This window comes from Lentzea flava (genome assembly GCF_014648475.1).
GTDB classification, from domain to species: Bacteria; Actinomycetota; Actinomycetes; order Mycobacteriales; family Pseudonocardiaceae; genus Lentzea; species Lentzea flava.
Window position 1 is genome coordinate 1 of record NZ_BMRE01000098.1, and the last position, 15,357, is coordinate 15,357.

12 protein-coding genes are annotated in these 15,357 nt (G+C 69.3%); 8 read left to right on the top strand and 4 right to left on the bottom strand.

Annotated features, from left to right (window positions below; all coding sequences use genetic code 11):
- Positions 1-88: 88 nt before the first annotated feature.
- On the bottom strand, positions 89-2,434 hold the full coding sequence (locus IEZ09_RS44555) for a Tex family protein (protein ID WP_189259913.1): 2,346 nt from the start codon (positions 2,432-2,434) through the stop codon (positions 89-91).
- 48 nt (positions 2,435-2,482) lie between these two features.
- On the opposite strand from IEZ09_RS44555, the gene IEZ09_RS44560 reads away from it, so the two are divergent.
- The 4 genes from IEZ09_RS44560 to IEZ09_RS44575 all read left to right on the top strand — a co-directional run bounded on the left by IEZ09_RS44560 (position 2,483) and on the right by IEZ09_RS44575 (position 9,041).
- Complete coding sequence (locus tag IEZ09_RS44560; protein ID WP_229813516.1) at positions 2,483-3,574, top strand: alkaline phosphatase family protein; 1,092 nt, start codon at positions 2,483-2,485, stop codon at positions 3,572-3,574.
- 11 nt (positions 3,575-3,585) lie between these two features.
- Complete coding sequence (locus IEZ09_RS44565; protein ID WP_189259915.1) at positions 3,586-4,446, top strand: patatin-like phospholipase family protein; 861 nt, start codon at positions 3,586-3,588, stop codon at positions 4,444-4,446.
- A 133-nt stretch (positions 4,447-4,579) separates the two neighbouring features.
- Positions 4,580-6,748, top strand: coding sequence for a translocation/assembly module TamB domain-containing protein (locus IEZ09_RS44570; RefSeq protein WP_189259916.1), 2,169 nt, complete (start codon positions 4,580-4,582; stop codon positions 6,746-6,748).
- Positions 6,749-6,944: 196 nt separating this feature from the next.
- Complete coding sequence (locus IEZ09_RS44575; protein WP_229813518.1) at positions 6,945-9,041, top strand: discoidin domain-containing protein; 2,097 nt, start codon at positions 6,945-6,947, stop codon at positions 9,039-9,041.
- Here IEZ09_RS44575 and IEZ09_RS44580 read toward each other — a convergent pair.
- On the bottom strand, positions 9,026-9,940 hold the full coding sequence (locus tag IEZ09_RS44580; RefSeq protein WP_189259917.1) for a phosphotransferase: 915 nt from the start codon (positions 9,938-9,940) through the stop codon (positions 9,026-9,028). The two genes, IEZ09_RS44575 and IEZ09_RS44580, sit on opposite strands and share 16 nt — an antisense overlap.
- Before the next feature lie 70 nt (positions 9,941-10,010).
- Here IEZ09_RS44580 and IEZ09_RS44585 point away from each other — a divergent pair, with 70 nt between their 5' ends.
- Genes IEZ09_RS44585 through IEZ09_RS44595 form a run of 3 tightly spaced genes read left to right on the top strand, consistent with a single transcriptional unit; the run spans position 10,011 to position 12,356 of the window.
- A complete protein-coding gene (locus tag IEZ09_RS44585; protein WP_189259918.1) occupies positions 10,011-10,592 on the top strand; it encodes an RNA polymerase sigma factor in 582 nt (193 codons plus the stop codon).
- The gene (locus tag IEZ09_RS44590) at positions 10,589-11,398 is read left to right on the top strand and encodes a hypothetical protein (protein ID WP_189259919.1); all 810 of its coding nucleotides are present in this window, start codon (positions 10,589-10,591) and stop codon (positions 11,396-11,398) included. Before IEZ09_RS44585 ends, IEZ09_RS44590 begins: the two co-directional genes overlap by 4 nt.
- Positions 11,399-11,441: 43 nt before the next feature.
- Positions 11,442-12,356 carry an alpha/beta fold hydrolase gene (locus IEZ09_RS44595; RefSeq protein ID WP_189259920.1) on the top strand — a complete coding sequence of 305 codons (915 nt, stop codon included), beginning with the start codon at positions 11,442-11,444 and terminating at the stop codon, positions 12,354-12,356.
- On the opposite strand, the gene IEZ09_RS44600 is transcribed toward IEZ09_RS44595, so the two are convergent.
- Together IEZ09_RS44600 and IEZ09_RS44605 are read right to left on the bottom strand one after the other, a co-directional pair.
- Entirely contained in the window at positions 12,266-12,769 is a 504-nt protein-coding gene (locus IEZ09_RS44600; protein ID WP_189259921.1) for a hypothetical protein, read from the bottom strand. The genes IEZ09_RS44595 and IEZ09_RS44600 overlap by 91 nt on opposite strands.
- Before the next feature lie 50 nt (positions 12,770-12,819).
- Positions 12,820-14,223, bottom strand: a complete 1,404-nt coding sequence (locus IEZ09_RS44605) for a WS/DGAT/MGAT family O-acyltransferase (RefSeq protein ID WP_229813517.1) — start codon at positions 14,221-14,223, stop codon at positions 12,820-12,822.
- Positions 14,224-14,446: 223 nt separating this feature from the next.
- Between IEZ09_RS44605 and IEZ09_RS44610 the strand changes: the two genes are divergently transcribed.
- Positions 14,447-15,265, top strand: a complete 819-nt coding sequence (locus IEZ09_RS44610; RefSeq protein ID WP_189259923.1) for an esterase/lipase family protein — start codon at positions 14,447-14,449, stop codon at positions 15,263-15,265.
- Positions 15,266-15,357 lie beyond the last annotated feature (92 nt).

The window sequence follows — 15,357 nt, forward strand, 5'->3', positions numbered from 1 at the left end:
TCTCGAAGTCCATCGCAACCCCTCAACTGAGGTGTTGCGACGACCACTAGAACCCAAGCAGTGTGGGAGGGGCCCTTCGTCGTTTGAACTACTTGCCGAACCCGGCGCGGCGGAGTGCGTCCGCCATCGAGCCGCTCGCGGGCGGCGGCGAGTGGCGCTGCTGGCCGCCGCGCTGCTGCCCACCACCGCGCTGCTGCCCACCACCGCGCTGCGGACGACGGTCGCGGCCTCCGCCACCGCCGCCCTGCTGCTTCGGCGCGGGCTTGCCCGGCTCGTCGGTCAGGCGCAGCGTCAGGCCGATGCGCTTGCGGGCCTCGTCGACCTCCAGCACCTTCACCCGCACCACGTCGCCGGACTTCACGACGTCGCGCGGGTCCTTCACGTAGTTGTTGGACAGGGCCGAGATGTGCACGAGGCCGTCCTGGTGCACGCCGATGTCCACGAACGCGCCGAACGCGGCCACGTTCGTCACCACGCCCTCCAGCACCATGCCGGGCTTGAGGTCGGCGATCTTCTCGACGCCGTCGGCGAACGTCGCGGTCTTGAAGGCCGGGCGCGGGTCGCGGCCGGGCTTCTCGAGCTCGCGCAGGATGTCCGTGACGGTGGGCAGACCGAACTGCTCGTCGACGAACTGCTCGGGACGCAACCGAGTCAGCACCGCCGTGTTGCCGATGAGCTCCTCGCCGGCCACGGACTGCATCTTCCGCACGACCGGGTAGGCCTCCGGGTGCACGGACGAGGCGTCCAGCGGCTCGTCACCACCCCGGATGCGGAGGAAGCCCGCGCACTGCTCGAACGCCTTCGGGCCGAGGCGCGGGACGTTCTTCAGCGCCGCGCGGGTCCTGAACGGACCGTTCTGGTCGCGGTGCAGCACGATGTTCTCCGCGAGACCGGCCGTGATGCCGGAGACGCGGGTCAGCAGCGGCACCGAGGCCGTGTTCAGGTCGACGCCGACGGCGTTCACACAGTCCTCGACCACCGCGTCCAGCGAGCGCGACAGCTTCGACTCCGACAGGTCGTGCTGGTACTGGCCGACGCCGATGGACTTCGGGTCGATCTTCACCAGCTCGGCCAGCGGGTCCTGCAGGCGGCGGGCGATCGACACCGCGCCGCGGATCGACACGTCGAGGTCCGGCAGCTCGGAGGAGGCGTAGGCCGACGCCGAGTAGACCGACGCGCCCGCCTCGGACACGACGACCTTGGTGAGCTTGAGCTCCGGGTGGCGCTTGATCAGGTCGGCGGCCAGCTTGTCGGTCTCGCGCGAGGCCGTGCCGTTGCCGATCGCGATCAGGTCGACGTTGTGCTGCTTGGCCAGAGCCGCGAGCTTCGCGATCGACTCGTCCCAGCGGTTCGCGGGCACGTGCGGCTGGATCACGCCGTGCGCGACGACCTTGCCGGTGGCGTCGACGACCGCGACCTTCACGCCGGTGCGGTAGCCGGGGTCGAGGCCCATCGTGGCGCGCGTGCCTGCCGGGGCGGCCAGCAGCAGGTCGCGCAGGTTCGACGCGAACACCTTCACGGCCTCGTCCTCGGCGAACTGGCGCAGGCGACCGCGCAGGTCGATGCCCAGGTGCACGAGGATCCGGGTCCGCCACGCCCAGCGCACGGTGTCAGTGAGCCACTTGTCGGCGGGACGGCCGCGGTCGTCGATGCCGAACCGGGCCGCGATGCGCACCTCGAACGACGACGGGCCGCCGTCCTCGTTGGGCTCCTCCGGCTCCAGGACGAGGTCGAGGACCTCCTCTTTTTCGCCGCGGAACAGCGCGAGGATGCGGTGCGACGGGAGCTTGGTGAAGGGCTCGTCGAACTCGAAGTAGTCCGCGAACTTGGCGCCCTCGGTCTCCTTGCCCTCGCGGACCTTGGAGACGACGCGGCCGCGCGTCCACATCTGCTCGCGCAGCTCGCCGATCAGGTCGCCGTCCTCGCCGAACCGCTCGACCAGGATGGCCCGCGCGCCCTGCAGGGCCGCCGCGGCGTCCGCGACCTCCTTGCTCGGGTCGACGAACTTCGCGGCCTCCTCCTGCGGGTTCAGGTTCGGGTCGCTCAGCAGCGCGTCGGCCAGCGGCTCGAGCCCGGCTTCCTTCGCGATCTGGGCCTTCGTCCGGCGCTTCGGCTTGTACGGGAGGTAGAGGTCCTCGAGCCGCGCCTTGGAGTCGGCGGCGAGGATCTGCGCTTCGAGCGCGGAGTCGAGCTTGCCCTGCTCGCGGATCGACGTGAGAACCGCCGCGCGGCGCTCCTCCAGCTCGCGCAGGTAGCCGAGCCGCTCCTCGAGCGTGCGCAGCTGCGCGTCGTCGAGACCGCCGGTCGCCTCCTTGCGGTACCGGGCGACGAACGGGACGGTCGCGCCACCGTCGAGCAGTTCGACAGCAGAGCTGACCTGGCCCGCGGCCACGCCGAGCTCGTCAGCGATCTTCTGGTGGATGAGCGTTGTCACAGCGCGCCATTCTGCCCGTTGTCCGATTCGACGTGGCACGGTGTCCAGGTGACCATCGCCGAGGTCGTTCCGTCGCTGCTGGCGGGCCTGGACGTTCCGGGTGCCGACAACACCCTCGACCTGCCTTCCGCCCGGCGTGTCGTGCTGCTGCTCGTCGACGGCCTCGGCCACGAGCTGCTGCGCGAACACGCCGATCACGCCCCGTTCCTCTCCGGCCTGCCCGGCCGCGAGATCTCCGCGGGCTTCCCGTCGACCACCGCCACGAGCCTCGCCTCGATCGGCACCGGCCTGCTCTCGGGTGAGCACGGCATCGTCGGCTACTCGTTCGCCGTCGGCGACGAGGTGCTCAACGCGCTGACGTGGGCCCGCGCCGGCGACCACCACCACGACCTGCGCAAGGTGCTCGTGCCGGAGGTCGTCCAGCCGCACCCGACCGTGTTCGAACGCGCGGCGGCGGCCGGGGTGGCGGTCAGCGCGGTCGCCCCGCTCACCCACAGGGCCAGTGGTCTCACCCGTGCGGTGCTGCGCGGGTCGTGGTTCCGCGGCGTGGCGGGCTTCGGCGACCTCGCGCTGGCGTCGGTGTCGGCGGCGAGTCAGGACCGGTCGTTCTGCTACGCCTACCACGCCGACCTCGACATGATCGGTCACTTCCACGGGCCGGGTTCTGAGGAGTGGTTGCTGCAGCTGGAGTTCGTCGACGCCCTGGCCGAACGCATCGCGACGCGCCTGCCGCCGGACTCCCTGCTCGTCGTGACGGCGGACCACGGCATGGTCACCGCGTCCGACAAGATCGACTTCGACACGGAACCGTTGCTGTGGCAGGGAGTCCGCGTGATCGCCGGCGACCCGCGCGTGCGTTACCTGCACACCGAGTCCGACGAGGTCCTCGACGTCTGGCGGGAGTTCCTCGGCGACCGCGCGGACGTGCTGTCGCGAGAGGACGCCGTGGACGCGGGCTGGTTCGGCCCGGTCAGCCCGCTGGCTCTCGACCGCATCGGGGACGTCGTGGTGGCGATGAAGGACTCGGCGGTGGTCGTCCGCAGTCAGGCGGAGACCGTGCTGACCGTCATGAAGGGTTTTCACGGCTCGCGGACCCGGCGGGAGCTCGCGATCCCGGTGCTCTTCCACTCCACGACCTAGGATTCCCGGACGTGACGATCTCATTGCCCGGACCGGTCGCCTTCGTGCTCGGCGGCGGAGGAAGCCTCGGTGCCTCGCAGGTCGGCATGCTGCGCGCGTTGCAGGAACACGGCGTGCGCCCGGACCTCGTCGTGGGGACGTCCGTGGGCTCGGTCAACGGCTCGCTGCTGGCGCTGGACCCGGAGAAGGCGGCGTCGCGGCTGGCCGTGCTGTGGGAAGGCATGACCCGGCAACGGGTGTTCCCCGGCGGCCCCCTCGCGCAGCTGCGGTCGTTGCGCACCAACAAGACCTACCTCTTCCCGAACACCGGCCTGGCCGCCGTGCTGGCCGAGGGTCTGGACGGGTGCGGCGCGTTCGAGGACCTGACGCTGCCGTTCGGCGCGGTGTCGGTGGACTGCGTGACGGGCGAGGCCGTCAACATCACGTCCGGCTCGCTGATCCCGGCGATCCTGGCCAGCGCGGCGATTCCCGGCGTCTACCCGCCGGTGCGCATCGGTGAGCGAGTGCTCTACGACGGCGGGGTGCTGGCCAACGTCCCGATCCGGCAGGCGCTGGCGATGGGCGCGAAGTCGTTGGTGGTGCTGGACTGCGCGTTCCCAGGGCATCTGCCCACGGTTCCGGAGACGCTGGCCGAGACGCTGCTGTTCTGGGCCACGCTGGGCATGCGCAACCAGGCCGTGCTGGAGGTGGAGCTGGCCTCGCAGCAGGCGCCGGTGCTGTACCTGCCGGGGCCGCCCGTGCAGGCCGTGACGCCGCTGGACTTCTCGCACACCGCCGAGCTGGTGGAGGCGTCGTACGAGGCTTCCGCGGCGTTCCTGACGTCCGTGGAGATCGCGGGGTCCGGCCTGTACGGCCACCCGTCGCACGGGTAGCGGAGCAGACCGCTGAACGGGTGAACGTTCGCACAGCGGCTAACAAGTGCCAGCCGCACGTGGACGTACCTCACACACGTGGACGGGACAGATCGCGCTTGGCGGACGCGGTCGCGGCCTTGGAGGGCGCGACATGACACCAGCCGAGCAGCGGCTCGACGACCTGATCAAGGTGAACGAGCGGGTCGAGCTCCGCGGCGAGGGACAACAGATCAGCGCAGGGTTCCTCGCGGCGGTGCTGATGCGGGAGGAGGGCAGGCGACCGCGCAAGCTGAGCCTGTACGACTTCGTCGTGGCAGGCGAGCTCGACCTGGAGGCAGCCGAGATCGGGTTTCCCGTGGAGTTCGAGCGCTGCACGTTCGACCACGAGCCCAATGTCGAGCAGGCCACCGCGGCGGGCCTCTACTTCGCGGACTGCACCCTGCCCGGTCTGCGCGCGTCGCAGGTGCGGCTGCTGGACGGCCTCGCGTTGCACGGCTGCGAGGTGAACGGGCGCGTGAAGTTGAACGGAGCGCACGTGTCCGGGCAGCTCGACCTGGAGGACTGCGTGATCAACGGCGCGTTCAAGGGCGACGGGCTGCGGGTCGACCTGGACGTCCACTGCCTGGGCAGGTTTCGCGTCACCGGGCTGACTCACCTGATCGGAGCCCGCATCGGCGGGCAGTTCGTCTGCGAGGGCGCGACCTTCCGCAATCCCGGTGAGGAACGGGCGCTGGACCTGAGCGGGCTCGTCGTGGCGGAACACGTGTTCTGGCGCAACGGATTCTCGGTCGAGGGCGAGGTGAACCTGAGCGGTGCGGACATCGCGGGCAAGCTCTTCTGCCACGACGCCCGGTTCAGCAGTCCCGGCGGCACGGCGATCCGCGCGGTCGGGATGAACGTCCGGCAGGAGATGGAGATCGGCGACAAGTGCACAGTGGACGGTGAGCTCAACATGGTCGGTTGCCGCGTCGGCGGCTGGCTGAAGCTGACCGGCGGCAGGTTCAGCAACCCCGGCGGCAACGCGATCAACCTCGTCCGCGCGACGATCGCGCTGAACCTGGTGCTGCGCACGGGAACTCTCGTTCACGGTCAGCTCCGGCTGGCCGGCGCGGAGGTCTGCGGCACGCTGGGGGCGCAGGGCGGTGAGTTCCGCAACGGCAACGGCACCGCGATCGAGGCCACCGGGCTGAAGGTGCACGGCGATCTCAGCCTCGCGGTGCGCGACGACGTGCGCTTCCACGCGCGGGGCCAGGTCGTGCTGAACGACGCGCAGATCGACGGCAACCTCGACTGCAAAGGCGGTCTGTTCGAGAACGAGGACGGTGACGCGCTGGTCGCCAGAGGCATCAGCGTGGGCCGTGATGCGACCCTGAGCGCGCCGTTCATCGCGCGCGGCCGCGTGGATCTCGCCGGAGCGTCGATCGGCGGCAAGCTCGACCTCACCGGTGCGAGGCTGAAGAACGAAGGCGACGCGGTGCGGTGCGACCGGGTCCGGGTAGGACACCTCGTCACGTTCGAGAAGGCGCATGCGACCGGGTGCGTGCGGATGTGCGACGCGCAGATCAGCTCCGAGGTCACCTTCGCCGGTGCGGTGCTCAAGGGCACGCCGTCGTTGAAGCTCAAGGGAACGCGGGTGCGCGGACAGCTGCGGCTGAGGTTCGCGGAACGGCCCGCTGGCCGGATCGACCTGCGTAGGGTGCGGGCGGGCTCGTTCGCCGACGACGAGAAGGACTGGCCGGACCGCAGCAAGCTCGACGAGTTCGTCTACGAGGCGCTGCTCGACGGTTCGATGGCGCTGCCGAAGCGCCTCGACTGGCTGCGCGATCGCCACGCCTACACGCCGCAGGTCTACCTGCAGCTCGCCGCCGTCTACGCGAAGGCAGGCCGGCACGACGAAGCGGCCGACGTGCTGATCGCGAAGGAGGACGCGAAGCGCCGGACCCTCGTGGGGTTCCCCGGCCGGCTGCACCGCATGGTGTGGTGGCTGCTCAACCCGACCGTCGGGTACGGGTACCGGCCGTTGCGGATTCTGTGGTGGCTGGGCTTCCTGGTGGTGGCGGGCGGGTTCCTCTTCCGCTGGCTCGCCCGGGATCCCGGCAACTTCGCGAAGATGAGGGGCGACCTGCGGATCGAGTGGTTCGACCCGTGGCTGTACACGATCGACCTGTTGCTGCCGGTCGTGAGCCTCGACCACAGTCAGCTCTGGGTGCCGCTCGGTGCGGCCAAGTGGTTCTCGCTCGCCTTCACCGTGCTGGGGTGGGTGCTGGCCATCTGCCTGGTCACCGGCCTCGGTCGGCTCTTCAAGCGGGACGACCGTTAGACATCGGCTCATTTGGAGCCTTTATCGATTCGGAAGGCCATGTAATCCGTTCATACCTCCGATGACCTCTTGAGTGCGGCCGTCGATTGGCGTAGACCTTTCCGCGGTAACACCGAGCACGTCTTCCTACCGCCGCAGGAGGCGTCCACCAGGAGGCTGGCTCGTGCGCAAAACGTTGCGTCGTCTCGGCGTGTTGATGACCGCCGCTCTACTCGTTGTCGGCGTGAGCTCTCCGGCGCGCGCCGAGGTGCTGCACCCGCGCCAGGACTGGCTGCGCGCGTCGACGTCAGGCCTGTTCCTGCACTGGGGAATGCGGACGAACCCCGGCTACACCAGTTGCAGTGCCTGGGAGTCCGCTGTCACGAACGGCGGGTGGACCGCCCAGTACTGGGTGGACGAGGCGAAGAAGCTGCACGCGCAGTACATCGTGCTGGCGTCGTTCCACTCGCGCCTGGGCTACGCGCGGGCGTGGCCGTCGTCGATCCCCGGCAGCTGCTCGACGAAGCGCGACTTCCTCGGTGAGCTGATCGACGCGGCGTCGGCGCAGGGGCTGAAGGTCATCAACTACATGACCGACGACCCGCAGTGGCACAACGAGGGCGGGCACGAGTGGCTCGACTCGGCCGCCTACTCGAAGTACAAGGGCAAGACGGTCAACCTGCAGGAGCGGCCCGGGTTCGGGCAGTTCAGCTACGACAACTTCGTCGAGGTCATGCAGCGCTACCCGAAGCTCGCCGGGTTCTGGATCGACAACGACAACGCCTACTGGGAGCAGAACGGCCTGTACGAGCGGATCCGGCGCGATCGGCCGGACATGGTCCTCAGCAACAACAACGAGGACACGCCGATCATGGACACCATCAGCAACGAGCAGAAGACCGGCATGACGCCGTCGTACGACTACCCGCAGGCGGTCTACACGGCGGCGCCGCGGCTGATCGAGGCGTGCTTCAAGCTGCCGAGCTCCGGCGCGTGGTGGTACTCGGGCTCCAACTCGGCCGTCGACTACAAGCTGACGCTGGGCCGCCTGATCACGAACGCGGGCAGCGACGTCAAGGCGTTGATGGCCGAGACCGCGATGGTCAACGGCAAGTTCCCGTCGAACCAGGCCGCCTTCAACAACTTCACCGCCACCTACCTGCGCGACATCTGGGAGTCGATCGGCGGCACGTACGGCGGCGGCTACCTGCACGGCGGGCTCAAGCCGGGGTTCTGGAACGACGGCGCCCACGGCGTCACCACGGTCTCGAAGACCAACCCGAACCAGCACTACATCCACGTGGTCACGAAGCCGTCCGGCACGACGTTGCGCTTGCGGGACAACGGTTACAAGGTCAGCCGCGTCACGAACCTGCGCACCGGCGCGGCCGTGTCGTGGTCGCAGTCCGGCGGCACGCTGACGTTGACCGGCATCTCGAACTGGGACCAGTACGACACCGTGTTCAAGGTCGAGACGGCCGGGCGTGAGGGCATCATCCCGCAGTCGTCGTACACGATGAGCGCGTCGGCGTCCGGTTCCGGCCACCCCGCCTCGCATGCGGCTGACGGCAACTACCAGACCTACTGGGACGCAACGGGTGCGGGCACGGTGTCACTGCGCTTCGACCTGGGCTCGGCTCGCAAGGTGTCCTACGTGGCGCTGAACCAGCGCGAGGACTCGACGACGTACCCGGCGTCGAACTCCGCGCGCATCAAGAACTACAACGTCTACACGTCCAACGACGGTTCCAATTGGACGAACGTCAAGTCCGGGTCGCTGGCGAACCACCGCGGCGTGCAGTTCATCGACCTGCCCGCCGGGACCACCGCCCGCCACATCCGGGTGGAGAAGACGTCCACGCAGGGCAAGGCGCAGCTGCGGATCGACGAGGCGTGGCTCGGCTCCTCGTATCCGGGTGCGGGATCACCCGCGCCGTCGTCGCGCTACGAGGCCGAGAACGGCGTTGTGTCGCAAGGGGTTGTGGAGTCGAACCACGCCGGGTTCTCCGGTTCCGGGTTCGTCAACTACGACAACGTCGCGGGCTCAGCGGTGGAGTTCAAGGTCTCCAGCGACGTGGCGGGGCCGCGGCAGGTGACGTTGCGGTTCGCCAACGGCACCACGGCGAACCGGCCGCTGGACATCTCGGTCAACGGTTCGCTGGCCGTCGACGAGCAGGCGTTCGCGAGCACCGGGGCGTGGACCACCTGGCAGACGGTGACGCTGACGCTGGACCTGGCGGCGGGGGAGAACACGATCCGGGCGGTCGCGACCACCGCCAACGGCGGGCCGAACCTCGACTACCTGGAGATCTGAGCCAGCACGCGTTCGGTGTTCTGTTCGGCGATGTCCCGCATCGCGTCACGGTGCGGGAAATCGCCGTCCAGCAGCCTGAGCGGCCCCTCCACCAGGGACAGGTGCTGGGCCAGGCGGTAGAGGTCGAGACGTGCCGGATCGAGGCCGGCGACCGGCCGGTAGTGCGGACCGAACCGCAGCTCCAGGAACACGTGCTCCCACTCGACGTCGAAGAACATCGTGCCTTCGATGTCGATCAGCACCGGCCGGCCGTCGGCCACCAGCACGTGGTCCGGTCCCAGCTCGCCGTGGATCAGCCCGTACCGGGTGCGCGGCTGGATCACAGAATGTCGTTGGCGCAGCTGGGTTTCGAGGCGGTCGCGTTCGGTCGCGATGCGCGGGACCCGCGCACAGCACTCGTCGAGGTGCTTGAGAGCCCGTTGCAGGATCAGGTCCGGTACCGGTGGTGCGTCGGCGGGTTGGAGCGCGCTCGGGCGGCCGTAGCGCGGGCTGAGGCGTTGGTGCATCGCTCGGAGGTCGTCCCACAGCCGGTCGAGCGGTTCGGGGTCGTGGTCGAGCAGCTTCTCCAGGAACTCGCCGCCGAGGTCCTCGACCACGATGACGTCGCTGTCGACCAGCACGAGGCGCGGAACGGACGCACCGGCCTCGGACAGCGCGGTGTGGGCGGTCAGGAACAGGTCGCGGCCGCTCGCGTTGCCGAACAACGGGTCGTGCTCGTGCTCCGGCCAGTAGTCCTCGGAGGCGCGCCACACGTAGGCGATGCCCGTGGTGCCGTCGTCGAGCGTGAGGCGGTAGACGCCCTTCTTGCTGCCGCCGTGCAGACGGGTCGCGTCGCGCAGGTCGCGGCCGTATGCCGCGTGCGCCAGGCCCGCCAGATCGGCCACCCCCAGATGTGCCACGGAGGGAAGGTTAGGGCGGGTAGCGTGAAACCGGTGCCAACACCGGCGGGGCGGGCGGACACGAACAGGTATGACGACCGAAGACCCTGACGACCGCGCGTTGTGGTCGCAGGCCGCCGGGGGCAGTGCGCACGCCTTCGGAGTGCTGTTCGACCGGCACGCCAAGGCGGTCTACAACCACTGCTTCCGGCTGACTGCCTCCTGGGCGGAGGCCGAGGACCTCCTGCAGGCCACGTTCCTGCTGGCCTGGCGCAAGCGCGGGCAGGTGGCGCGGCTCGAGCGGGAGTCGGCGTTGCCGTGGTTGCTGACGGTGGCGACGAACGTCGTGCGCAACGAGCAGCGGTCGATCAGCCGGCGGCTGAAGAACCTCAGGAGGCTCAACGAAGAGCCGTCGATGCCCGACCACGCCGACATGGTCGTCGACCGGCTTGATGACCAGCGGAAGATGAAGGAGCTGCTCAAGGCCGTGGCGACGTTGCCGCGCAACGAGCAGGAGGCGCTCGCGCTCTGCGTGTGGGCGGAGGTGTCCTACGAGGACGCGGCCGCCGTGCTGGGGATCGCGGCGGTGAGCGTGCGGGCGCGGGTCAGCAAGGCCAAGGCGAAGCTGCAGCAGTTCCGCGAGCTCGTGCACACCGGGGAGGACCGCCGATGACCACCATGCTTCCGCCCGCGCGCGATCTGCCGCCCGGCCGTCAGGCCGAGATCCGGGCCGCTGTCGAGAAAACCGTCACCAGGCGCAGGCGGGCGATGAGGCTCGCCACCGTGGCCACGGCGCTCGCGGCCGCGGCCGCCGTCGTCGTGGTGCTCCTGCCGAAGCAGCCGACCAGCGGGTACTGGGCCACGCGGCCGGTGCTCACCGGGCTCACGCCGGAGCAGGTCGAGGACATCGAGGAGGGCTGCTGGAAGGCCGCGCGGGCCAAGGAGCGGCCGACCCTCCACCTCTACCGCAAGGACGATGCGGGCGCGGTGGCGTTGCTCTACACCACCAAGGAGGCGCTCGACTGCGACCTCAGCACGCCCGGCCAGTACTACTCGGGGTGGCAGGACCGGGGGAAGAACTTCGACACGCGGTGGCTCACCGGGCACTTCTCGATCGACATGGCCGGGCAGCGCGCGGGCGACCCCGTCCGGAACATCCCGGGGTTCTCGCAGATCGGCGGGCGGGTCGATTCGCAGGTCAAGCGGATGACCTACACGCTCGACGGGACGACGGTCGAGGCGGACATCGCCAACGGCGCGTTCCTCGCGCGGATCCTGCGCCCGACCGACTGGCACTGGCCGCAGGAGATCGACCGGACGGCGTCGGTGAAGGCCTACGACGCCGAGGGCAACCTGATCGGCGACAGCCTCGACATCGAGGGCAAGTGCTTCGTCGACTGGGAGGGCAACATCATCCACGGCGGCTGGGACCCGAACAAGAAGCCGGAGGACTGCCTGACCGCCGAGCCGTGGCGCTAACGGGCGCTACCCACCGGTAGCTACAAGCGACATACTGGTTGGTATGACGACTGTGGCGAACTTCGGCGGCACCAGCCACTACGCGGACCTCGACGGGCCCGTGCACTGGGTCGACTTCGGCGGACCAGCGGACGGGCCCAAGATGGTCCTGGTGCACGGGCTCGGCGGCTCCCACCTCAACTGGGCGTTGCTGGCGCCGTTGCTCGCGGAGAGGGCCCGCGTCACCGCCGTCGACCTCGCCGGGCACGGCCTGACGAATCCCGAGGGGCGCAAGACCACGGTCCAGGCCAACGCGAAGCTGCTCGGCCGGTTCGTCAGGGAGGTCGCGCGGGAGCCGGTGATCCTGGTCGGCAACTCGATGGGCGGGCTGATCTCCCTCTTCCACACCGCCTACAACCCCGACCTGGTCAGGGGCCTGGTGCTGGTCGACCCCGCGCTGCCGATGGTGTTCGGCACGCGGCCCGACCCGCTGATGCTGAGCACGTTCTTCATGTACTCGGTGCCCGGCCTGGGGGAGCGGTTCCTGGCCAGGGCGAAGACCGTTCCGGCCCGCAGGCAGGTCGAGCGGGTGCTGGAGCTGTGCTGCGCGGATCCTGGCAGCATCCCGGAGAAGCTCAAGCAGGCGAGTGAGCACCTCATCGGCGAGCGGGCCAAGGTTCCCGGCCTCGACGCGGCGTTCCTCGCCGCCGCCCGCAGCACCGTGTTCACGACGTCCAAGCGCGGCGCCTACTTCGCGGCGATGTCCAAGATCCGCGTGCCGGTGTTCCTGATGAGCGGCGACCGCGACCGGCTCGTCAACGTCGCCGCGGCCCGCTACGTGGCCCGCAGGCACCCGCACTGGCGCTACGACGAGTACGAGGGCATCGGTCACGTGCCCCAGATGGAGATCCCCGAGGTCGTGTCCGAGCGGGTCCTGGACTGGATGGACGCCAACCGCCTGAGCACCGCGGCCAGCTGACCGAGCGTGAGCCGCTCCCGCAGCACGGGGGCGGCTCCGGTCAGCACGAAGTGGTCGTCGAACTGCTCCACCCCGGTCAGCTCGATCCCGCGCGGCAGTTCGGGCACCGCGAACACGCGCGCGGGCAACCACCGGTGCAGCCGCACGTGCAGCTCGGAGCCGACCAGCTGCACGGTGAGCGGCAGCCAGCTGAGCCGGTTCAGCTCGGGAATGTCCGAATGCGCCACCTCGACGCGGAACTCGACGGGCGACGACACCAGCGTCGCGGGCGGGTTCACGTGGACGTCGCGGCACACGACGGTCGCGCGGCGGGCACGCCAGCGCGACCACCGCACGTTCTCCAGCTCGACGCGGACGTCGTCGACCTGGCCGAGCGCGAGCCCCAGGGCGCCCAGCCGCGCGTCGAGGCCCACCACGGTCAGGTGCAGTTCGTGCGCACCTGCCTGGACCGTCAGGTCGTGTCTCAGGCCTGTTCCCCGGCTTCCGAGGCTTCGGCGGCCAGCGCGACCATCTCGTCGAAGCCCGCGCGGATGCCGTCGGCGAGCAGCTGCACGTCCGGCACGCCGTCGAAGTCGGCGTTGATGCCGAACGTGAACCTGTCCAGGTAGGAGAAGATGCCGACGGTGATCCGGATCGTCGAGGCGATCGGCACGTACGGGAACATCTCCACCAGCGGACGGCCGAGCATGTAGAGCGGGATGCGCGGGCCCGGCACGTTCGTGGTGACGGTCTGCAGGATCTGCTGCGGGAACCGCATCGCGGTCCGCGAGCCCAGCGCCATCAGCGTCGGTGCGGCGAAGTTCGACAGGTTCGTGATCACGTCGGCGCCGGCGGCCTGCCGGGAGTTCTTCAGGTCGTCCATCTGCGCGCGGATCGACGCGAGGCGCTTGACCGGGTCCGCCTCGCCGACGGGCAGGTTCACCAGCACGGCGCTCACGCGGTTGTTGAGCTCGTTGTGCTGGTCGGGCTTGCGCATCGACACCGGCACCATGGTCCGCACGACCATGCCGTCGGTCAGCTCGCCGCGCTTCTCCAGCAGATCACGGAAACCACGCGTGATCGCCGTGAGGATCACGTCGTTGACGGTGCCGCCGGCGGCCTTGCGGATCTGCTTGATCTCGCCCAGCGACGCGCGCGCCCACACCCAGCGGCGGTGCGGCCCGATAGGACCGTTCAACGACGTCGCGGCCCGCGTGACCAGCCGCCGTGCCGTGCCGGGCAGCGATCCGAGCACCGACTTGCCGAAGTCGAGGATCTCGTTGAACGACCGCAGGTTCCGCGCCAGCGCGGGCAGTGCGGCGAGGTGCTGCACGGGCGTGACGACCGCGTCGCGCACCCCGTCGACCACGAGGTCGAGGGTGGACGGCTGCCGCTGCGGCTTCCACTCCTTCGGCTCCGGGAGAACGCTTTCCTGTCGGAAGTCCAGCATGAGCTGGAGCATGTCCGTTCCGGACACGCCGTCGATCATGCAGTGGTGGACCTTGGAGATGATCGCCCAGCGGCCGCCTTCGAGCCCTTCGACGAGCCAGGCCTCCCACAGCGGCTTCGTGTCGTCGAGCTTCTGGGCGAAGATCCGGCCGGCGAGGTTGCGCAGCTGGTCCTCACCGCCCGGCGACGGCACCGCGGTGTGCCGCACGTGGTACAGGATGTTGAAGTGGTCGTCGTCGACCCAGACCGGACGGCCGACGTGGAACGGCAGGGCCTTCACCTTCTGCCGGTAGCGGGGGACCTGGTCCAGCCGCGAGACGAACAGGCGGATCACGTCGCCGTAGGACGGCACCGGGCCGTCGAAAACCAGGACGGAACCGACGTGCATGGGCACGTTCTCGTCCTCGATGAAGTAGAAGCCTGCGTCCAAAGAGCTCATCCGGTCCACTCGAAAAATGCTAGAGGACCGATCCTTCTGAATCGACGTCCATGCAGGTGAGAGGCACTGCACACGTGTGAGGTTGCCAACGTGTTACCTGGCGGTGGCGAATCGAGACTCGAAAGTACTGGCGAAAAGATCGTTCACGAAACATCATGGACTTCACCGGGCAACGAGGCCCGGTGACGCCGGCTCGGGGTTGTCGACGTGTGGGGAGGCTCCTATGTCTGCCGTACCTTCAGACGAGGTCTTCGACGTTCCGTCTGTCTCTCCGCTCCACCTCGTCAGAGGATCCGCGCCGAGCCTGTTCTGGTACCTCACCGAGCCCACCCGCTGCGCCCTGGACGTCGGCGAGTTCGTCGCCACCCGTTCGATGCTGCGCGGTGCCCCGGCGGGCGACGGCCACCCGGTGCTCGTGTTCCCCGGCCTCGGCGCCGCGGACTCGTCGACGGTGATGCTGCGCCGCTTCCTGTCCGGTTTGGGCTATCAGGTGCACCCGTGGGGCCTGGGACGCAACATCGGCCCGACCCGGCGCGCGGTCGACGGCATGCACGCCCTGGTGAAGAAGGTGTCCTCCGAGCACGGCGGCCCGATCTCCATCGTGGGCTGGTCGCTCGGCGGGATCTTCGCGCGCGAGATGGCACGCGACCACCCCCACCGCGTGCGCCAGGTGATCACGCTGGGCTCGCCGTACAACATGTCGGATCCCGTGCAGTCACGGGCGATGCCCGCGTTCGCGTTGTTCTCGCGCCTGCACATCCCGCGCGAGGAGTTCCCGCCGCCGGAGTCGACCAGGCCCCCGATCCCGGTGCCCGCCACGTCGATCTACTCCAAGACGGACGGGATCGTGTCGTGGGAGTCGTGCATCGAGGAACCGGGACCGCGGCGGGAGAACGTCCAGGTGTCGTCGTCACACCTCGGTTATGGCTTCAACTCGAGCGTTCTGTGGGTCGTGGCAGACCGGCTGGCGCAGGCGGAGGGCGTGTGGGCACCCTTCGCCGCGCCGCCGGGCATGGCCCGCCTGTATCCCCGCGCCGCCTAGAACGATGAACGGCGCTTTTGTGCACCTCAGGTGCACCTGGTGTTTTAACCAGGAGGCGCTTGGGTTTTGACATGGGCACGGCCACCGCTTGA